The organism is Roseburia sp. 499 (assembly GCF_001940225.2).
Lineage (GTDB): Bacteria > Bacillota > Clostridia > Lachnospirales > Lachnospiraceae > Petralouisia.
The window spans coordinates 1,088,373-1,106,558 of record NZ_CP135164.1 but is presented as its reverse complement, the minus strand read 5'-3'; the positions used below and the strand labels follow the sequence as shown (position 1 = coordinate 1,106,558).

Sequence of the window (18,186 nt, the reverse complement as noted above, 5' to 3'; positions counted from 1 at the left end):
ATTCTCCTTTTCTCTTACGCCTCTTTCACCAATGCAACCAATGGTTCTATATTAGCTTTATCAGAATTGTCAACCGAACCTGCAAACAGCTTCTCCATCTCCTTCTCCTGTTCTGTCTTATTCTCCTTTTTTGCAACAGATTTTTGCATCATTTTAAGCATCATTTTCGGGAAGAAACTCATCTTTTCGAAGTTAAGTCCTCCCTCAAAATAGAAAAATGGCGTCTGCTCCAAATGGTTTTGGTTCTTTAAGTTATTTCGCAATTCTTCACTGTTTGATGTTGCCCCAACAGCAAACACTACCAACTGTTTTGGGTTCATTTTTCGCATTTTATCCAGTCCTGTAATCATGCCGCCCATGATCCATCCACCAAAAATAATACAATCGCATTCTGCTACTTCTCCGGCTGAAACTCGCTTTAACTCCTTTGCTTCACAAGAAAGTGCCTCTGCAATCCATGCTGCGTACTTTGCTGTAAACCCGGTGGAACTTTGATATACTACTAATTTCTTCATTTTCTATTCTCCTTTTCATTTGTTTCTTTTCTTGCTTGTTCCAAAAACACCTCATTGGTCTCGACTAACTTTTGTTCCAGTTCCTCCAAGGAAATCCCAAAGTTACTGGATATCATCAGTGTACTGATGCCGGTATTATAAATTACCATATTCAGATGCAACCTTCTTGCAGCCTCCAAAGATATGGAATAGTTTTCTGCAAGGAACTCTGCAACTTCCGGTGTACATTCTTGTTCATAAAGTTTCTCCAATGATGTAGCCATACAATCTGGTCTTTTCCGAAGAAAATATAGTTCAAATAAATTTGGTTCTTCTTTCGATAAAAGCAGATATGCCTTACCAATACTATGAAAAAAATCTTCTTTATCTACGTGTGCAGCAACATACTCTCGGAAGAACTCAGCTGCACACTTCTGCACATCCTTTTTTAACTCTTCCATATTCGAGCAATAGCTGTAAATGGGCTGTACCGAACACCCAAGTTTTTCTGCAATGTTTTTTACCAGAACCTGTTCCATACCGCCTTCTCTCGCCAGTTCAAAGGCAGCTTTAACTACCATTTCTTTTGTAATTCTTTGTTTTGGCATGTGTTCCCTCCTCAATTCAAAAAATAATCCGTTTATATAAATAGTTTATATAAACGGATTATATATTGTTATGTATAGTTTGTCAATAATTTTTCAATTTCCTAATACTCTTAGAAAATTTGCTTGCAACTTATTTTTTCTACTACTAATTTAAATACACAGACAGCATTCAACATCTTTTGCTCAAATGTCCAATCCGTTTTACCTGTGGCATGTTTCATAATCGCCTTCAGTCCCTCTATTTTTTCCTCCTCATCTTCCACGCTATATTACAACAGTAACATATATGCTACCACATCCGGAAAGTTTGCTAAACAATGCACAAATACTCCTAATTTCAGAGAGTCTTTTTTATATACAAAATAGGTAACTGTTCAGAACGTCTTAAGCAAAGATGATATCTGCATTCCCATTTAATGATTCTTTTATCGCTGTGAATGCATTGATTCCATGCTTATGAGCGGTTCCGATATAACTCATAATTGTTAAATATTCCTGTGCACCTTCTTCACTTCGAAAACAGCCTGATACTTTAGTTTTGACTTTTATCATTCTTAAATCTCGTTCAGCCTGGTTGTTATCGAAAGGTACACAGAGGTTATTTATAAATAGGCAGACTGATGCCTTGTAATTCTGTAGTCTGCAAATCAAATTTAATACCTTGCTCTTTTTCTTGCGACCACGCTTTTTTATGGTTTCTTCAGGAAGAGGATTTTCTTCATATGCGGTTTTGATGATTTCATCATATTTCTTATCAAACTTATGTCGATGATAATAGCTGATTTCATCTTTTTCGCCTAAAAGAGCTTTGTCTCTTACCTTTTTCATATCAAGAAGAAGTTCTTTGAATTGTAGAGCCCATTTTTGCTCGGGATAGTTTTCGATTATCCCGTTAAGCTCACGCAATAGATGTGCGCAGCATACCGCATGTTTCACATCTGGATACTTCCAGTATGAAGCCCAACAATCATGGACAGCAATACCCTGAAAAGATGGAAGGATTCCAATTGCATCCATTCCAAGATGCCCTCGTTTCTGTTGGATGCTCAGATAGGTATAATCCATATCTGAAACGTTATGAACCCACCAGGTCTTGCCATCAACACGAGTTCCTGTTTCATCGCAATGAATAAGCCCAAGCTTCGTCATAATACAATAAATCTTTTCATAGGTTGGCTTTAAAACATCGGCACATCGAGTCACCATGTTTTTGATGGTTCCAGTTGATAGTGGGATGTTGAATACACTACTGAGTATTTCATGAGTGCGATTAATACTTACTGCTCCAACAGTATTAAAAGCGACTACCATTGCTTGTAAGTTTTTACCATACTGCACAGTTGCTTTGATGCCAGCAGGAAAAGAACCTGCCTTCTGGCAGTTATGAAGAGGACAGTTTCTTACTACAATAAGCTGATGTGCTGTGACATTTACATTTACTTCAGCATCAATTTCGTGACGAGTCTCCTTGATGCAAGCTTTATCAAGACAGCTATCATGATAAGGGCAATTATCACAATCAGAATGCATATGTGGTTCTATAATGTCAGGTTCAGCGATAACAGAAAGACATGTTCCATCGTGGCCATTCTGAGCTCCCTGCTTCTTACCAGACTTTTGACGCAGACTACGATTCTTATTTACCGGTGGTTTCTTAAGTCCATCGCTTGAAGGTGGTTTTGAACTATTCTTGGAGTTTTTGTTGAGCTGCTCCTTAAGTTCTTTGATGGTCTGATTAAGCTCTTTAATTGTTTCGTTCATTTCAGATACCTGCTTTGTCAAAGCAGTATTCTGATCCATTAACTGTTGAACGAATTCCATTGTGATATTAATAGGCAAACAGACCACCTTCTTTCCTTGATTTCTATAGTATAATTATAACGAAATTCAAGGAAATAAGCGAATCTTAAGAAAACCGCTTATGGTAAAAATGACGGTGGATAAGTATTAAATTTTTGAGCACAAATGGTATTAAATCTATTCAAAATCATCGAAAATCGATGGATTTGAAATAAAATATAAGCGAAAAAATATATCTATCCACATGAGATAAGAAAACTTCTAAGTAGAAATTCTCTTATCCACAATAAAGCGATTTTTATCAAAACAGAAAAAATTAAAATTCTCTGTTTTATACAAAATAAAATCACACGAACTTATCGAGGTTCTGAACAGTTACCAAAATAGTATAATGGTAACATCATAGCAATCCTTGTAATAACAAGCCAGGGTTGATAAAAATGGTAAACTGAATATAATATTACATTAAATAAAACACTATATTTTCCCATCCACTTCATTCGAGTCATTAAAAATCCTCTGAAGTAAAACTCCTCAATAATTGGTACTATGAGTGTAAAAATGAAAAAGCTTACTAAAGTTGCTATGATAATATAGTTTTTACTAAACAAACTCATATCTTGGACAAAATTATACCAACTTGGAATCCAACAAAATACCGTTTTTAATAAGAAATTTGAAAGTGGCTTTAAAGCAATTAAAATTCCCACTCCCACTATAAGCAATGAAAGAGAATAAAGTATAAATTCTTTAACCTTCAACTTACTTTTTAAACCTAATATCTTAAATATATTAAAAGTTCCTTCTTCCTTCTTTGCTACATAAAATAGGTATCCAAGTTCAATAGGAATTATTGAAAAAATCGCAGAAACTCCTAATATAACTGCCCTGGGATATCCTTCTAAAATTCCCACCTTCGAAAAAAATATATACATAATGCTTAACGCAATTCCTGGAAACAAGTGCAGAAATATAAGTTTCCATATGTTTCTGATTTCTTTATCTTTATTCATAAGTCTTTTCTCCTTAGTTTTTTGTTTATCGTAATACTCCACGCATCGCCTAGCTCGATTCCGCTTCGCTTCTTCTCGCTAGAGGCTGGCGCCAAATTTATCTAAAAATCTCTGCTTATCCGCAAAGGCACCTTCGGTGCTTACCATATAAAATATGGCACTATCACAAATAAATTCACATAATTCCATACTCCACGCATCGCCTAGCTCGATTCCGCTTCGCTTCTTCTCGCTAGAGGCTGGCGCCTCATCTCATCTAAAAAGAACAGTCCTATTCGAAAATAAATTTTCATTAGAACTGTTCTTTTTATCTGGGCGATGCTTGTAGCTAACTACATCCTTTCCGGTGCCTCGAATCCTAACACATCGATACAGGTTTCAAGGACTTTTCTGGTTAATTCTAACAACTTGATGTAGCCTGCCTGCACCATTACATCTTCTTCTGCCATAATTTTTGTTTCATGATAGAAATGATTAAATGCATTTGCCAAATCATAGATATATGCACACACTTTATGTGGTGCTGTTTCTTCAAATGCTGTTTCCATTACTGCATTAAATTTACTTAATTCCAACATCAATGCTTTTTCGCTTTCAGAATGGGCTGGAAGTATTGCCGCCCCTTCCGGCATAGTTTTTTCTGCCTGATATTTTTTTAAGATTGACTTGATACGAACAATGGTATACAAAATATATGGTCCTGTATTTCCTTCAAAGGAAGTAAATCTATCAATATCAAAAACATAATCTTTGGATGCCTGATTGGACAAATCACCATATTTAATTGCAGACAATGCAACTACTTTTGCGGTCTCTTTTCCTTCGGCCTCTTCTACGGTATGGTTCTCTGCAATCTTCTTATACATCTCTTCGTTAATGGATGAAACCAGATATTCCAAACGCATTACGCCACCTTCACGAGTCTTAAATGGCTTTCCGTCTTTTCCATTCATAGTACCAAAACCTAAGAAATTCAGTTTTGTCTCCGGTTTTACCAATCCGGTCTTTCTTGCACAACGGAACACCTGTGTAAAATACAGTTCCTGACGCTTATCCACTACATAAATAAGCTCGTCCGGATTATAGTCCTTCATACGCCATACGATAGTTGCCAAGTCTGTGGTATTGTAAAGAGAAGCTCCGTCTGATTTTAAAATCATACAAGGAGGAATCTCTTTCGTATCAGTTTCTTCTTTTACATCTACTACAAGAGCACCCTCACTTATGTAAGCAAATCCATCATCTTTCATCTTCTGCACCATATCCGGGATATATGGCTGTGCATCTGATTCACCCTTCCATAAGTCGAAGGAAACATTTAAGTTCTCGTAGTTACGTTTCAAATCGTTCACAGAAACATCCAAAATATGTTTCAGCAACGCATTGTATCCTCTTCTTCCCTGCTGTAACTCATAGGTTGCCTGCATCGCTGCTTCTTTATATGCTGCATCTTCCTTGGATTTTCCGCTGGCAGTAGGATAAATTTCTTCTAACTCAGAAATAGTAAAAGGTGGCTCTGCCGGGTATTCTCCATCATAATTCTCATCAAAATAAACAAGTTCCGGCTTACGCTCCTTAAGTTCAGTAATGATAAGTCCCATCTGAAGGCCCCAGTCTCCCAGATGCACATCACCAATCATATTATGTCCCATGAACTTACCGATACGTTTTACACTTTCCCCGATAATAGCAGAACGCAAATGTCCTACATGAAGAGGTTTTGCTACGTTAGGTCCGCCATAATCAATCATAATTGTCTTAGGATTCTTTGCTTTTTCACAACCAAGGCGTTCCTTGTCTGCCTCCATTTCTCCAACATAATCTGCCAGATATGTTTCACTTAACTTCAAATTCAAGAATCCCGGTTTCACAGATTCTACAGATGAAAACATCTGATTCTCCTTTAAGCACTCTGCTATCTTATCTGAAATCATAAATGGCGCACACTTATATTCCTTTGCTGCTGCCATTGCACCGTTACACTGATATTCACATAAATCCGGACGGTTTGACAACGTCACTTTTCCATATTTTGCATCATATCCATTTTCTTCAAATGCCTTCGTCACCTCTGCACTGATTAGGTCCAACATTTTTTTCATGGTCTGTCCTCTTTTCTTTCAAATACTTTCTGGACTTCTCCAGAACACTTTACTTTTAATCATAACAAAAAGAGGGTATCTTGTCACCCTCTTTTTTACGATTTTTTATCTGCATTGTTGCTTCCTATAAAAATTCTTATGAGAAGTTAAAAACTTTTTACTTCTGATTTTATTCAGATTTGACAAGGACAAAGCCGGACACACTTTCTAGCATGTCTAAATATTGCATTTTGAAGAATGATATTAATTTTCCTAATTCGAGACTCGGTTTTTCCCTTCATGCAACTGAAGCTGAATACAAAAAATTGGAGTTTCATATGTTGAACACTTTGTGTTCTTCTTACAGCAGCATAAAAGAATGAATGGGTATGCCAGAAAGATGTTTGAGGACAGAGAAACACGGGCTTAAATGTGTATCTGTCCGAGTTCTTTTGGCATACCCTTATCGAACATTCTTGTTGCTGCTGTTTAGAAGAACTAAAAGCGTGATTCAATATGAAACTCCAATTTTTTGTATCAGGTTCTTTGCAGAAGAAGGAAAAACCTCAGACAACGAACTTAGGAAAATACATTTCTAGAACTTCTTATAAGAATTTTTATCGTTACCTATGCAAAGAAATTCTCCGCCAATGTAAAGGTTCCTACCGTTCCCACGGTTCCTGTCATATAAATGGTATCATCTTCGCCAAATTCTATCACCAGATCTCCACCTTGCATGTGAACTGTCACTTTTTTATCTACCAGACCCATACGTCTTGTAGCCGCTGCAGCAGCACAGGCACCGGTACCGGAAGCTAAGGTATATCCTGCCCCACGCTCATAGATTTCAATCGCAATGTTTTCCCGATCAATAACTTTGCAAATCTGCATATTGGTTCTGTTCGGAAAATAAGATGCCCCCTCCACATAAGGACCTAGTTCCTTTGCTTTTTGTGGGGTAACTTCCTCCATCATAATCACGCAATTTGGATTTCCTACAGACAAACAAGTCGCATTATAATCATTGTCATGAAATCTTAAATGTTCATTGACAATCTCTCCTTCTAACCCTACCAAAGGCATCTGCACGCCAGCAAAAGCAGGTTTTCCCATATTCACTCGCATCTTGCTTCCATCTTCCTCCATAAATTCAATTTCCACATCTCCAGCCAATGTATTTAAGGTAAATCTCTTTTCCTTTACATACCCTTCATCCAGCAAATATTTTGCAAAAATTCGGACGCCGTTGCCACTGCGCTCTGCTTCTGAACCATCCGGATTAAAAATCTGAACCCTGAATTTTCCATCCTCTTCAAATGGTCCGTATAAAATACCGTCAGCGCCAACCCCAAAGTTTCTTCTACAAAGCATCTCCACATTTCTCTTCTGTAATTTTATATCGTTTTTATTCGGATCCAACACCAAATAATCATTTCCTAATCCATGATATTTTTTCATTGTAATAGTATCCATACGCATTTCCTTTCCCAGGCTATACCTGCAATTGCTATGTATTATTTTCTATATCTCTATTATATCGTTTCTTTTTGCAAATAATAGTTAATAAATTGCTTGAAACATTGCAAAAAGTGCGGTATGATATTTTTAGAATTAATTATATTTTGCAGAGGATACCAATATGACTGAAAAAACTGGAATTTCTAAAGAAAAACAGAGCGGATACCTGCATCAGAACTTCCGCCTATTCCATTTAAAAGATAAAAAAACACAGGAATTTGAATTTCACTATCATGATTTTAATAAAATTATTGTCTTTCTTTCGGGTAATGTTACTTATCTGGTAGAAGGAAAGGCATATTATTTAAAACCATGGGACATTCTTCTGGTGAATCATCATGACATTCATAAGCCAATTATTGACCCAGGTACTACCTATGAGCGTATTATTATCTGGCTACAAAACGACTTTATAAAATCTCAAAAAGATCGCCCCTGTGACCTATCTGCTTGTTTTGCTACTGCCAACGAAAAGAGTTTTAATCTCATCCGTTTGAATGCTTCTCTTCAAACGAAGATTCAGACATTAATTCACTCTTTGGAAGATTCCTTAACCAGCGAAGAATTTGGACATGAAGTTTTAAGCCAAACTTACTTTTTACAACTCATGGTTTACTTAAATCAGGTATTCTCTCCGGAACAATACCAAGAAGATCAGTCTGCCTCCCGCTATGATAAACAAATTGCGGATATTTTAAAGTACATCAATCTTCACTTAGATGCTGATCTGTCCAATGAAACACTTGCAGAAAAATTTTTTCTCAGCAAATACTACCTTATGCACAAATTCAAAGAAGAAACAGGATACACACTTCATAATTACGTTCAGCAGAAGCGCTTAATTTGTGCTGCAGACATGATAAAAGGAGGCTCACCTATACTAAAGGCTGCCTCCCAATGCGGTTTCTCCGATTATTCTACCTTTTTACGCGCATTCCGCAAAATGTACGGAATGTCACCAAAGGATATTATTGTCTGATATAGATTCCTTGAAGTTCAATGAATTCCTGAAGTTCATCCTGTGCATCCTGAGACCATGTTTCACTCAATGGCTGTTTTGTCTCTTTTTCTGCTTCTTCTGCTAATGGCTGTTTCTTCACTTCTTCCGGTCCTTTCATAAGGATGCCTCCTCTCTTCTATTCCTCTAATAACATCTTGCTAATTTTCACTCAAATCTTCCTCAGCTTCTTGATTAATTTCACTCGCATCCTGCGAAGGTTCTGTTTCAGCTTCCATTTCTGTTGCGGCGTTATCTGCTGCAAGCTCCTCTCCCAAGTTTTCTTCCATCTCTGGCTGCGTTGAAACCACTTCGGTATTTTGAATAAGCTCCTGTAACATGCGATCTTTATCACTTAAAATTGCCTCTACTTTCTCCTGGGTAACTCCATCCATCGGAGTCGTTCCATAGGTATCCTGGCTTTTATGTCCTTCTATTTCTTTTTGATATATGAGTGCCTGAATCTCATCTGCCTTCTTCCTCTTATCTGCCTCGGCTTCCGCATCCAAACGTCGCAGTATATCATCTGCCTTTTCCCGTTCTTCCTCCATCCGCGCCATACGTTCTTCTTCTTGGCGTTTTCTTTCCAATTCTTCTTTCGTAATATAAACAACATTCCATCTCTTAACAATACTATTTGCTATTTTTTCTCTTTCATTTCTCTTATCAATAGCGTCTTTCATATAATCAACCCTCCAGACCCCCTCCTTAGGGAAATCCATTTATTATTTTTTATTTTATCACAAATTTTATATGAATAAAAGTATCAAATTCCGTGCATTCTTTTAATATAAAAATTTCCGGAGGTAACACCATGGCTGCATACAAAGTAGAAATCTGCGGAGTCAATACATCTCGGCTTCCTATATTAAAAGAAGAAGAAAAAAGTGCCCTTTTTACACGAATCAAAGCCGGTGACATGCAGGCTCGTGAAGAATACATCAAAGGCAATCTGAGGCTTGTCCTAAGTGTCATCAAACGTTTTTCCAACAGCAATGAAAACGTAGACGACCTGTTTCAAATTGGCTGTATCGGACTTATTAAGTCCATTGACAATTTTAATCCTGATATGGGGGTAAAGTTCTCCACCTATGCAGTTCCCATGATTATTGGTGAAATACGTCGCTACCTGCGAGACAATAACTCTATCCGCGTTAGCCGCTCCCTCAGAGACACAGCTTATAAGGTTATCCATACCCGCGAGTTATTGTCCAAAGAACTTTCCCGTGAACCAACATTAGAGGACATTGCAAAAGCAATTGATATTCCAAAGGAAGATATCGTTTTTGCACTAGATGCTATTCAAAGTCCCGTAAGCTTATATGAACCGGTTTACACAGACGGCGGCGATACCCTTTACGTCATGGACCAGATTAGTGATAAAAAGAATAAAGAAGAAGCCTGGGTAGAAGAACTTTCTCTAAGCGATGCCATGAAACGTTTAAATGAGCGTGAAAATTATATTATCAAACTCCGTTTCTTCGAGGGTAAAACTCAAATGGAAGTCGCCGAAGAAATTCATATCTCCCAGGCTCAGGTCAGCAGACTTGAAAAATCTGCTTTAAAAAACATGAAAAATTATCTTTCTATTGCTCCCACTTATCGCAGAGGGAATTAATCTGATCTGCAAACTTGCCCAATTCTTTATTCGGTCTGCCTTCACATTTACGAATGACAGACATAAGACGTTCTCCTGCTGCAACCAGCCGTGCAAATACATTAGAAACCACACGCGTATCCTTCTTTTTATTCTGTGTCATTTCACGGCTACCCTGCGCAACGCAGGTGTTGGTAAGCAAATCATAGGTATCTCCACTATACGGCGCTACGGAAGGAATGCCGGTTTCCAATTCTACCAATTGTGCAAAATGATCGCATACTTTATCATCTCCATGCACAACAAACACTCTCTTAGGCTTTCCTTCAAATGCCTTAATCCACTCTAACAAATGTGGCTGGTCTGCATGCCCACTGATTCCCGGAAGATTTTCGATTTTTGCATGCACCTCTATCGTCTCACCAAAAAGTTTCACTTCCTTTGCGCCACTCAATAGATGATTTCCAAGTGTTCCCGGAACTTGATAACCTACAAATAGAATGGTGGAATCTGCCCGCCACAGATTATGCTTTAAATGATGTCGAATTCTTCCCGCCTCACACATACCGGAAGCTGAAATAATTACAATCGGCTTATTAATAAAGTTAATCATCTTGGATTCATCACTGGAAATCGCAGTCTTAAGCCCCGGAAATCCAATCGGATTAATTCCCTTTTCAACCAGTTCCTTTGCCTCTTCATCAAAGCATTCTTCCACACTCTTGTGAAAGATATTGGTAGCTTCTACCGCCAGCGGACTGTCAATATAAACTTCAAAATCCTGAAACTCCGGCAACAAATTCTCCATTTTTATCTTTCTCAAGAAATACAACATTTCCTGCGTTCTGCCTACGGAAAATGCCGGAATCACCAGATTACCGCCTCTGGTAAAGGTTTCCTTGCATACTCTCGCCAGTTCTTTTGCATAATCCGGTGGATTCTGATGTACACGATTTCCATAGGTCGATTCCATAATTACATAATCTGCGTCCTTAATATATTCAGGATTACGAATCAATGGCTTATTTTCATGTCCGATATCACCGGAAAATACCAGTTTAACTTCCTCTTCCCCTTCGTTTGCCCACACCTCAATACTGGAAGATCCAAGCAAATGCCCTGCATCAATAAAACGAATGGAAATCTCCTCTGATAATGTAATCTTTTCCCCATACGCACACGGAATAAAATGTTCCAAAACTCCCATAGCATCTTCCATATCATACATCGGCTCTACAAGCGGCTTTCCTGCTCGCTTTGCTTTACGATTCCGCCACTCGGCTTCAAACATCTGAATATGTGCCGAATCCTTCAGCATAATATTGCACAATTCTGTTGTTGCTGTAGTCGCATATATTTTTCCACGAAATCCGTGACTATACAACAACGGCAAAAGACCGGAATGATCAATGTGTGCATGAGTCACCAGAACGAAATCAATTTCTGCTGCATTTACTGGAATCTCTTGGTTCACATAAATGTCTGCTCCCTGCTCCATACCGCAATCTACCAGTAATGTAGTACCTCCAACCTGTAAATAATGACAACTTCCGGTTACCTCATGGGCTGCCCCCAAAAATTCTAGCTTCATACTACCATCTCCATTCTGTCTGTATAGTATGATTATACCATATTTAGTATATCTATTCAAATTTTACAATCTCTTTTCGAAGCCGTTTCATTATCTTTTTTTCCAATCTAGAAATGTAAGACTGTGAAATTCCAAGAAGGTCTGCAACCTCTTTTTGTGTCAGTTCGTCTCCATTCGGATGATTCAACCCAAATCTTAGTTCAACAATGGTCTTTTCTCTTGGCGAAAGCTTTTCCACTGCCTTTTTTAGTAATCCTTTCTCTACCTCAGTTTCAATATCACGATATATAATATCCTCTTCTGTTCCCAGAATGTCTGAAAGCAAGAGTTCATTTCCATCCCAGTCCACATTTAACGGCTCATCTATGGAAACTTCCAGCCTTGTCTTATTATTTCTTCGTAAATACATTAAAATCTCATTCTCGATGCATCTGGACGCATAGGTAGCAAGCTTAATATTTTTCTCCGGATTAAAAGTGTTGATTGCCTTAATCAATCCTATGGTTCCGATAGATATCAAATCCTCTACGCCAATTCCTGTGTTGTCAAACTTCTTCGCTATGTACACCACCAAACGTAGATTGTGCTCAATAAGTCTGCTTCTAGCCTTCTCCTGTTCTTCTCCTCCAAGCTGGCGAATACAATGATTCTCTTCTATTGCTTCTAAAGGCGGCGGCAAAATCTCCGCTCCCCCAATATAATGGATATCTCCCTTTTTCAGCAACATCATATTCTGAAAATTAGGAATCAATTTTAATTGAAAATGCTGTGGTATTGCAATTTTTATATACATCCTTTTCCTCCTCTAATGCTCCATACATACTCCGTTTAGTATTACATCATATTTATCACCTTGAAATAATTTCTCTTTTGCAATCCCAAATACCGGTTTTTCCAAATAAACCGATGTTTCTCCCTGCAATATGTACATTCCTTCCAATGTAACGGTTTCTAACAGTCCATGCTCTTTTCCAAGCGAATGATAAGGAATCAGGCGCATCAACAGCTTCCCCTCTGCTAATTCCGGTTCCAGAAGTTCTTCCTTTATAATATGTACCGGTCGGTTTACGATTGGATCCCTCAGAAGATTTCCCGTATCCAGGAATCCCTTTGCTTTCATCTGTCGCTCTCCTGTCAAAATCACTACTTCGACAACCGTATCCTTTTGCTTTTTCCAGCTATCTAATATTTTCTCTATCAAAAAAATAAACATGACAGCAACTACTACAGCCATCCAATAGCCTCTACTGCTCTTCCACATTCCTCTACTAAACTCTAGGATTCCACCCAAAAGAATCACCGATAAGTAAGTAAAAAGATACTGAATCAGAAATTCTTTTCCACTCCTACTTCTAAAATACATAAAAATCATCAAAGGATTTATCACAAAATGTACGGCCAGCAGATAACAGATATAGCTCTTCATGAGGAAAAAACATGACATGGCTGCTCCGGTCCCGAAAAAACCTGCCAGAAAAAGTCTCCTTTTCTTTTGTTTCTGCTTCATAAGTTTCCCACATAGCCACAACGCTAAACAGTCCATGGTATAATTTGTAGCAAACCAAACATCTGCATACAGTTCATATTTCACTGAAAGCCCCCTTTCTGACCTTTTCATTATAGAGTTGTTTCCATGATTTTTTTGTCAAACCGTTGTCCCCTTTTCAAAAAATCGATTTACAAAATCTTACAGGCATCTGCATACTTTGCAATAAAAAAGAATTCCGCTTGCGGAATTCGCCGCGCGCGAGCGGTGTCGTTTACGACAAAATTCCTCTCCGCGAGCTGCGCATCCTTAGCGGAGCGCTTTTTATATTCTAGGAAAGTTATTCACTTTCACACTTTAATGTAACAAGGTCTTTCCTAGAATACAAAAAAAAGATGTCCAACTGCTTCTTACAGTTAGACACCTTTTCTGTCTTATATAGTTACTTTCTTGTATTCTTTAAAAACTCCGGAATCTTAATATCACGCTCTGGGATACTGCTTTCTGGTTTCTTAGGTCTCTGCAATCCCAATGTGGATGCAGTCACACCCATACCACCGGTAGTATTCTGAGTTGTTCCTGAAGTATATGAATTCAACGGACGACTAGTAGTTGTTGTCGGTCTTGTTGTTGCATTTGTTGTATACTTCATGCTTGGCATAATCTTCGGAGCTGCCGCTACATCCTCTAGACCAGTTGCAATTACAGTAATTGTTGCCTCATCTGTCATAGTCTCATCGAACTTCGCACCAAAGATAATATTTGCATTGTCTCCTGCAAGATCCTGTACATAACTTGCAGCATCATTTGCATCCATAAGAGAAATATCACCGGAAATATTAATAATAACATGAGAAGCACCGGTAATTGTTGTCTCCAATAAAGGACTGGCAACAGCAAGTTTTACAGCCTCAATTGCCTTCTCATCACCCTTCGCATTACCAATACCGATATGAGCCATTCCCTTGTCCTTCATAACAGTCTGAACATCTGCAAAGTCAAGGTTAATCAATGCAGGTAAGTTAATCAGGTCGGTAATTCCCTGTACTGCCTGCTGTAATACCTCATCAGCCTTCTTTAATGCATCCGGCATCGTAGTACGTCTATCTACAATCTCTAATAACTTATCATTCGGAATTACAATTAATGTATCTACACTATCTTTTAATTTTTCAATTCCACCAAGTGCATTCACCATACGAGCTTTCGCTTCAAACTTAAACGGCTTGGTTACAACACCAACGGTCAAAATTCCCATATCCTTAGCAATCTTTGCAACAACAGGAGCTGCTCCAGTTCCTGTTCCACCGCCCATACCACAGGTTACAAATACCATATCTGCACCCTTGATGGCTGCTGTCAGTTCTTCGCTACTCTCTTCTGCTGCCTTTTCACCAATTTCAGGCTGTGCACCTGCTCCCAATCCCTTGGTCAGTTTCTCACCAATCTGAATCAGGGTTGGCGCCTTACAAAGTGCTAACGCCTGCTTGTCTGTGTTGATTCCTATAAATTCAACACCACCAATATTTTCATCAACCATTCTATTTACTGCATTATTTCCAGCTCCCCCGACACCAACTACGATGATCTTGGCACTGGAATCTGCTTCACTTGTCATAATCTCCAGCAAGGTTCTTCCTCCTTTTGTCCTCATTTATCCAATATAAACTCTTATACAATATAGTATAATTTTTTTGCTAATTAATCAATAAAAATTTTTAATTTTACGAAACTTTTTTCTTTTATTGTGCTTTTTCAAAGCTAATATCTGTTGTATCTTCGGTCCAACTCTCTAAATGTAACGTTCCTACCTGTCCTTCTAATTGAGGCATAATATAAGACAGCCTTAAAATTTTTTCATTTAAATGCTGTGCTTGTCCCAACAAAACAGTAATATTTCCATATCCTAAGGTATAACTACCTTCTTTACTGTAATTAATGCTCTCAGGTACCAACTCATACTTTTTCAAGTTCTGAGTAAGGGACAGCAAATTTTTCAATACATTCTTTCCTTTAATAGGCAGTTTCTCATACAATACAATTTCTTCCACATCCAGTCCGGTAATCCGTGGCACACCTTCTATAATATCCGAAGACATTTCTACCACCAGTCCGTCCTTGTCAAAATAAGCATTCTGCCCCAATGCTTCCATATAAACACATCCCAGAAGTCCTTTTTCATATACCTTAATTGACAATACATGCGGCGATTTCAAAGAAACTTCCATAGTATCCACAAATGGAATATCTTCAGGCTCTACAAACTTATTCTTGAAGTATACATAAAGACTGCTCCAGGAATACTCATCCTTCAGAATCCATTCTTTAATTGTTTCATCTGAAGCATTCACATTCCCAGTAATTTCCACTTTTTTGACCGTAAATACTTTAATTACCACAAATGCTCCTAATGCAAGCAAGGCTAAAATAATCAAAAATACTGCCAGACGTACTTTCCATCTTTTCTTTCTTTTTCGTTCTTCCCTCATCCCGTCACTCCTGTTCCAGCCGTATTCCTCTGGATACACTCAACACCAGTCCTATTTCTGCCAGCAAAAACAATACAGAAGTTCCTCCATAACTGATTAACGGCAAAGAAATACCGGTATTTGGTATAGTATTGGTTACAACGGCAATATTCAAAATAACCTGAATTGCGATATGCGCCATGACACCGGTAACAAGCAACGCACCATATAAGTCCTGGGCATTATTGGCAACTACCATAAAACGCCAAATCAGAATCACAAACAACATGATTACGCATATTGCGCCAAACAAACCTAACTCTTCACAAATAATAGAAAAAATCATATCATTCTGCGCTTCCGGTACAAACCCTAACTTCTGCATACTTGCGCCCAATCCTTTTCCAAAAAGTCCACCGGAACCAATGGCATATAAACCTTGAAGGGTCTGATATCCTTTTTCATATTTTTCCGGATTCAACCAGATTTTGAGACGCTCCGCACGATAAGACTCTAGCATAATAAAGGCGGCGCCGAATACAATAACAATTCCCGCCATCACCACAAATTGCATATACTTTGGGCTTGATACAAATACCAGTGCAATAGCAATTCCTAAAATAATAATCGCTGTACTTAAGTTTTCAGAAGCTACAATGATAACCATGGGCATTACTATAATCACGACCTTTACCAAGGAAGAGAACTTTCCCATCTGTTTCGGCATCTCACTGATAATAGAAGCCAAAAACACAATAATTGCAAGCTTTGCAATTTCCGAAGGCTGAATACTCAGCGGTCCTACCTTAAGCCAACGCTTCGCACCGTTTAATTCTACTCCTACAAAAAGTACCAACGTACAAAGCCCAAATGCTCCTATGTATGCCAAAAGCCAGAACTTTTTCCACACCCGGTAATCGATTCTTGAAATCACAAACATAATTACCAGACCTAACACAGTTGCCTGCAACTGTTTCCTCAGATAATAAGTCCCATCCCCAAATTTAATCTGAGCATTATAAGAACTGGTACTATAAAGCATTACCAGTCCAAAGCAGATTAAAAACAGAATAATCACCAGCAGACTATAATCAAAATATCTAATATTCTTTTGTCTTTTGTCTTGATTTTGTTCTCTGCCCATACCAGCACTCCTGACCCTTACTTACTCCTTCAATGCTCTCGCCATTTCCTTAAACATATCGCCTCTCTGCTCGTAATTCTTGAACATTCCCCAACTTGCACATGCCGGGGAAAGCAATACTGCATCTCCGCTTTCTGCATTCTGGTAGCATACATCCACTGCTTCCTGCAAACTTTCTACAAATACAATATCTTCTTTCGGATATCCAAGCTTGATAGCTGTTTCTGCTATTTTTTCTCTGGTTGCTCCTAAAAGTACCAGCTTTTTCACTTTTCCGTCAAAAGCCTCAATCCACTCATCGTATTCCGAATTCTTATCATAACCACCACCAATTAATAGCGTTGGCCACTCCATAGCACGAATCGCCTGAATAGCAGCATCCGGATTGGTCCCCTTAGAATCATTATAGAAACGTACGCCGCGCTTTGTTACCACATATTCTATTCTATGTGCAACTGCCACAAATCGAACCAGAACTTCCTTTATTTTCTCCATTGGTACTCCAAAAGAAAGTGCCATAGCTGTTGCAGCCATTACATTTTCATAGTTATGTCTTCCGATAAGCTTAAGTTCCTTTACATTGCATACCGTTGTTTCTTTTCCCTCTGCTACCCAGATGATATTCTCTCCATCTAGGAAGATTCCTTCTGAAAGTTTTCTCTGGCTGCTGAAAAACAGAACCTTTGCTTTTGTCTCTTCTGCAAACTTTCGTAATACTTCATCTTCATAGTTCAGCACGCATACCTGTTCTTTTCCTTGATTCTTAGTAATATATTCCTTTGCCAGAATATAATTTTCCATGGTATGATGACGATTCAGATGATCCGGTGTAATATTTAAAATAGCAGAAACTTGCGGACAGAATTCATGTACAGTTTCTAGTTGGAAACTACTGATTTCCGCCACTGTAACAGAATTCTCGTCTGTATCCGTTACTACACTGGTATATGGGATTCCAATATTTCCTACTACCTGCACCTTGGCACAATAGTTCTTCATAATCTCTCCCAACAACGCAGTTGTGGTAGTCTTTCCATTTGTTCCGGTAATTGCCAGAACCTTTCCTTTTTCAAAAGCATAGGCAAGTTCGATTTCGCCCCAGATAGCAAGACCTGCCTCGCGCATCTGATTCACTACCGAGATATCAATAGGAACTCCCGGACTTAGCACTGCAATATCGCAGCTCTTTATTTTTTCTTCTGACAGTTCTCCCAAGACAATCTCAACCTGTGCTAACAAAGGAGACTTTTCTCTGATTTCCTGTTCCTTTAATTCTCCATTTCCATCATAAAGTAATACTTCCAGATTTTTCTTCACCAGAAGTTCTGTTGCGGCAATACCGCTAATTCCGGTTCCTACCACCAGAAATTTCTTTCCTTCGATTTTCAT

General features: G+C 38.3%; 17 protein-coding genes. 2 read left to right on the top strand and 15 right to left on the bottom strand.

Annotation, left to right across the window (positions count from 1 at the left end):
- Positions 1 to 14: 14 nt before the first annotated feature.
- The 6 genes from BIV20_RS05485 to dapF all read right to left on the bottom strand — a co-directional run bounded on the left by BIV20_RS05485 (position 15) and on the right by dapF (position 7,469).
- A complete protein-coding gene (locus BIV20_RS05485; protein ID WP_075718842.1) occupies positions 15 to 515 on the bottom strand; it encodes a flavodoxin domain-containing protein in 501 nt (166 codons plus the stop codon).
- Positions 512 to 1,102, bottom strand: a complete 591-nt coding sequence (locus tag BIV20_RS05480; protein ID WP_075718840.1) for a TetR/AcrR family transcriptional regulator — start codon at positions 1,100 to 1,102, stop codon at positions 512 to 514. The genes BIV20_RS05485 and BIV20_RS05480 overlap by 4 nt, the downstream gene beginning before the upstream one ends.
- Positions 1,103 to 1,486: 384 nt before the next feature.
- Complete coding sequence (gene tnpC / locus BIV20_RS05475; protein WP_143524481.1) at positions 1,487 to 2,941, bottom strand: IS66 family transposase; 1,455 nt, start codon at positions 2,939 to 2,941, stop codon at positions 1,487 to 1,489.
- Between the two features lie 317 nt (positions 2,942 to 3,258).
- Positions 3,259 to 3,915 (bottom strand): CPBP family intramembrane glutamic endopeptidase, encoded by a 657-nt coding sequence (locus BIV20_RS05470; protein WP_083655100.1) that lies wholly within the window; start codon positions 3,913 to 3,915, stop codon positions 3,259 to 3,261.
- A gap of 332 nt (positions 3,916 to 4,247) precedes the next feature.
- Positions 4,248 to 6,017, bottom strand: coding sequence for an arginine--tRNA ligase (argS, locus tag BIV20_RS05465; protein WP_075718838.1), 1,770 nt, complete (start codon positions 6,015 to 6,017; stop codon positions 4,248 to 4,250).
- Between the two features lie 606 nt (positions 6,018 to 6,623).
- Positions 6,624 to 7,469: a diaminopimelate epimerase gene (gene dapF, locus BIV20_RS05460; RefSeq protein WP_075718836.1), complete on the bottom strand. Its 846-nt coding sequence runs from the start codon at positions 7,467 to 7,469 to the stop codon at positions 6,624 to 6,626.
- 166 nt (positions 7,470 to 7,635) lie between these two features.
- Here dapF and BIV20_RS05455 point away from each other — a divergent pair, with 166 nt between their 5' ends.
- Positions 7,636 to 8,493 carry an AraC family transcriptional regulator gene (locus tag BIV20_RS05455; RefSeq protein ID WP_075718834.1) on the top strand — a complete coding sequence of 286 codons (858 nt, stop codon included), beginning with the start codon at positions 7,636 to 7,638 and terminating at the stop codon, positions 8,491 to 8,493.
- On the opposite strand, the gene BIV20_RS05450 is transcribed toward BIV20_RS05455, so the two are convergent.
- Together BIV20_RS05450 and BIV20_RS05445 are read right to left on the bottom strand one after the other, a co-directional pair.
- Positions 8,483 to 8,632, bottom strand: a complete 150-nt coding sequence (locus BIV20_RS05450; protein WP_158024912.1) for a hypothetical protein — start codon at positions 8,630 to 8,632, stop codon at positions 8,483 to 8,485. The genes BIV20_RS05455 and BIV20_RS05450 overlap by 11 nt on opposite strands.
- Positions 8,633 to 8,672: 40 nt before the next feature.
- Positions 8,673 to 9,194, bottom strand: a complete 522-nt coding sequence (locus BIV20_RS05445; RefSeq protein WP_075718832.1) for a hypothetical protein — start codon at positions 9,192 to 9,194, stop codon at positions 8,673 to 8,675.
- 131 nt (positions 9,195 to 9,325) lie between these two features.
- On the opposite strand from BIV20_RS05445, the gene sigG reads away from it, so the two are divergent.
- Complete coding sequence (gene sigG / locus BIV20_RS05440) at positions 9,326 to 10,129, top strand: RNA polymerase sporulation sigma factor SigG (RefSeq protein ID WP_075718830.1); 804 nt, start codon at positions 9,326 to 9,328, stop codon at positions 10,127 to 10,129.
- Here the strand turns inward: sigG and BIV20_RS05435 are convergent.
- The 7 genes from BIV20_RS05435 to murD form a co-directional block, all read right to left on the bottom strand.
- Positions 10,098 to 11,699, bottom strand: a complete 1,602-nt coding sequence (locus BIV20_RS05435) for an MBL fold metallo-hydrolase RNA specificity domain-containing protein (RefSeq protein WP_075718828.1) — start codon at positions 11,697 to 11,699, stop codon at positions 10,098 to 10,100. The genes sigG and BIV20_RS05435 overlap by 32 nt on opposite strands.
- 52 nt (positions 11,700 to 11,751) lie before the next feature.
- Positions 11,752 to 12,492: an RNA polymerase sporulation sigma factor SigE gene (gene sigE / locus BIV20_RS05430; protein ID WP_075718826.1), complete on the bottom strand. Its 741-nt coding sequence runs from the start codon at positions 12,490 to 12,492 to the stop codon at positions 11,752 to 11,754.
- Positions 12,493 to 12,504: 12 nt separating this feature from the next.
- Positions 12,505 to 13,290, bottom strand: coding sequence for a sigma-E processing peptidase SpoIIGA (locus tag BIV20_RS05425; RefSeq protein ID WP_075718824.1), 786 nt, complete (start codon positions 13,288 to 13,290; stop codon positions 12,505 to 12,507).
- Positions 13,291 to 13,627: 337 nt separating this feature from the next.
- Positions 13,628 to 14,815: a cell division protein FtsZ gene (ftsZ, locus tag BIV20_RS05420; RefSeq protein WP_075718822.1), complete on the bottom strand. Its 1,188-nt coding sequence runs from the start codon at positions 14,813 to 14,815 to the stop codon at positions 13,628 to 13,630.
- Positions 14,816 to 14,927: 112 nt separating this feature from the next.
- On the bottom strand, positions 14,928 to 15,674 hold the full coding sequence (locus BIV20_RS05415) for a cell division protein FtsQ/DivIB (protein WP_075718820.1): 747 nt from the start codon (positions 15,672 to 15,674) through the stop codon (positions 14,928 to 14,930).
- A gap of 4 nt (positions 15,675 to 15,678) precedes the next feature.
- Entirely contained in the window at positions 15,679 to 16,797 is a 1,119-nt protein-coding gene (ftsW, locus tag BIV20_RS05410) for a putative lipid II flippase FtsW (protein ID WP_075718818.1), read from the bottom strand.
- Between the two features lie 21 nt (positions 16,798 to 16,818).
- Complete coding sequence (murD, locus tag BIV20_RS05405; RefSeq protein ID WP_075718816.1) at positions 16,819 to 18,186, bottom strand: UDP-N-acetylmuramoyl-L-alanine--D-glutamate ligase; 1,368 nt, start codon at positions 18,184 to 18,186, stop codon at positions 16,819 to 16,821.